This is a genomic window from Candidatus Sodalis sp. SoCistrobi (assembly GCF_900143145.1).
Lineage (GTDB): Bacteria > Pseudomonadota > Gammaproteobacteria > Enterobacterales > Enterobacteriaceae > SoCistrobi.
In genome coordinates, this window is sequence record NZ_FRDB01000310.1 from 1 (window position 1) to 2500 (window position 2500).

Consider the following 2500-nt stretch of genomic DNA (forward strand, 5'->3'; position numbering starts at 1 on the left):
CGTCATATGCTGTTTAACCAGCGTCTGATATCGGCGGGTAAGGCGAGAGTCAATCCCGCCAACAGATAGGTTGAAATCATTCTGCAAAGTAATAACAGGTATCACGATAAATGTGTAGATACCTATGGCGTAAGGGCTGGGATTCGGCCTTCCTGGCAATTCCACTGGCGGCCGGCCTGGCCACCGAACGCCTCGGGCTACATGTGATCCAGCGTATCCGCTGGGCGCGCGGCATGACGCAAATACTGCGCATGGATAATCCGCTGTTCGGCCGCGGACTGACGTGGCAACAGCGATTGTGCTATCTCAACGCCATGCTGCATTTCCAATATGGCCTGCCGCGGGTGGTGTTTTTAACCGCACCGTTGGCGTTTTTGCTGTTTAACCAAAATATTATCGCCTCGTCGGCCAGCACCATTTTCGCCTATGTGCTGCCGCACCTGTTTATGGCCATCTGGCTTAATTCACGAATGAACGGCCGGTATCGTTATACCTTCTGGGGGGAGATTTACGAAACGGTGATGGCATTCCATCTCATCATTCCGACTTTCTTGACCCTGCTCTCCCCCAAGCATGGCAAATTCAACGTGACGGACAAGGGCGGCCTGTTGGATGAAGGCTTTTTCGACGCCCATATCGTGCGACCGCATATTATTGTGGCCTGTTTGCTGGTGCTGGGGGTTATTGCGGGGATTGTGCGGGCGGTGATGTATGACTATTTCAATGTCGATCCGCGAGTGATTGTCTTTAATGTCGTCTGGGCCATGTTAAGCGTCATTATTTTACTGGCGGCCATTGCGGTGGCCAAAGAAACGCGTCAGGTCCGTAAAACAATCCGCGTCGAGGTGACCATTCCGGCGATTATTCATTACGCCAGCGGGATCTCCGTGGTCAGCGAAACGCGGGATCTTTCCATGGGCGGGGTAAAGTTGGTGACGCCGGACGACAGCTATCGTCATGACACTATCGAAGAGGTGGAACTTCGGTTGCATTCCGGCGGCGTCTGTATTCCGGTCAGCGTCATCCACGCCGGACCGGACGTGATGCGGCTTATGTTTAAAGAGATGCCCCTGGATAAGCGGCGCGAGCTGGTGCGGGTGGTTATGACGCGCGCCGATGCCTGGCTGACTCCCCCCTACCCCCGCGATCGTCCTTTGCGCTCCTTTGCCAGCATCGTGCGTTGCGTATTCGAGCTGTTTTATAACACCTGGAAAGAACGCGGTAGGAAGAAAAAGCAAGCCCGGTCTGCCGGGTCTGGTGAGACGGCATAAGGACGGGCGGAATCTACATATGTCATGTCATTTCAGGATGATGGTTTCTCTTTTGGCGGCGCTTTTGGCGGCGTCGGCTGACGCAAAAGCCGCACCGGGTGGGGCAAGCGGCTCCGGCCAGGAAAGCGCCACGCCGCTTTACCGCCTGCCGCCGCTGCCGGCCCCGACGTTTGATAATGACGGCAGCAAAGCTGACGCCGATGGTGCGGCGATTAACGAGGGTTACGTCCCGCCCGGCGCTGACGGCGGTGCGGCAAATAACGCCGGCAACGTGGCGCCCGGCATTGACGCCGGTCACGCTAACGCTGGCGGTGCGGCGAATAACGCCGGCAACGTGACGCCCGGCATTGACGCCGGTCACGCTAACGCCGGCGGTGCGGCGAATAACGCCGGCAACGTGACGCCCGGCATTGACGCCGGCCGTGCTAACGCCGGCGGTGCGGCGAATAACGCCGACAACGTGACGCCCGGCGCTAACGCCGGCGATGTTAACGCCGGCGGTGCGGCGAATAACGCCGGCGGCGCGGCAACCAACGCGGAAGCCGGCGCCGGGCTGCCTTTCGATTTCCCGCCGCCAACGCTGGATGTCGCCCCGGACGCAACCGCTTCGCCAACCGGCCTGGCCCTGGCGCCGCTTGACCCCATTGATGATGAAACCATTAGCTGAATAACCCCGAGTTTATTAGAGAGTAATTTTGGCAATACTACGCCGCTTCCTCTGATGCTAATTGCAAAGCGTAATAGTTCATTTCGGCTTCAGTAGGAGGGATGTAACCCAGCCGCCCGAGCAGCCTTCTGTTGTTGTACCAGTCCACCCAGTCCAGCGTGGCCAACTCCACTTCCGTCCGGTTTTTCCAGCTCCCGCGGTGGATAACCTCCGTTTTGTACAACCCGTTGATACTCTCTGCCATCGCATTATCGTAGGAGTCGCCGGTAGTGCCAACTGACGCCAGGATTTCAGCATCCTTCAGACGCTTTGAATACGCTAATGAAACATATTGTGAGCCTCGGTCTGAGTGATGGATCACCCCTTTCCCTGGGCGACGAGCCCAAAGCGCCTGCTCCAGCGCATCCAGCACCAGAGATGTCTCCATCGACGTTGAGACCCGCCAGCCGACGATAACGCCGGCGAACACATCGACGATAAAGGCCACATAAACGAAGCCCTGCGCCGTTCTGACGTAGGTGAAGTCCGCCACCCAAAGCTGATTGGGCCGCTCCGCCATGAA

General features: G+C 57.8%; 2 protein-coding genes and 1 pseudogene. 2 read left to right on the forward strand and 1 reads right to left on the reverse strand.

From position 1 onward, the window contains the following. Window positions 1–128 precede the first annotated feature (128 nt). Window positions 129–1271: pseudogene (locus CINSTRO3249_RS15010) on the forward strand (PilZ domain-containing protein); the annotation flags it as partial. Between the two features lie 37 nt (window positions 1272–1308). Beyond that, the gene (locus tag CINSTRO3249_RS15015) at window positions 1309–1938 is read left to right on the forward strand and encodes a hypothetical protein (RefSeq protein WP_074013824.1); all 630 of its coding nucleotides are present in this window, start codon (window positions 1309–1311) and stop codon (window positions 1936–1938) included. Window positions 1939–1975: 37 nt separating this feature from the next. On the opposite strand, the gene CINSTRO3249_RS15020 is transcribed toward CINSTRO3249_RS15015, so the two are convergent. Next, the coding region (locus tag CINSTRO3249_RS15020) for an IS3 family transposase (RefSeq protein ID WP_125933110.1) at window positions 1976–2500 on the reverse strand (525 nt) is incomplete at its 5' end.

What these genes read in the sequence shown, in the direction of transcription:
- CINSTRO3249_RS15015 (WP_074013824.1), top strand. Translation starts at nt 1,309, where the DNA reads ATGATGGTTTCTCTTTTGGCGGCGCTTTTGGCGGCGTCGGCTGACGCA.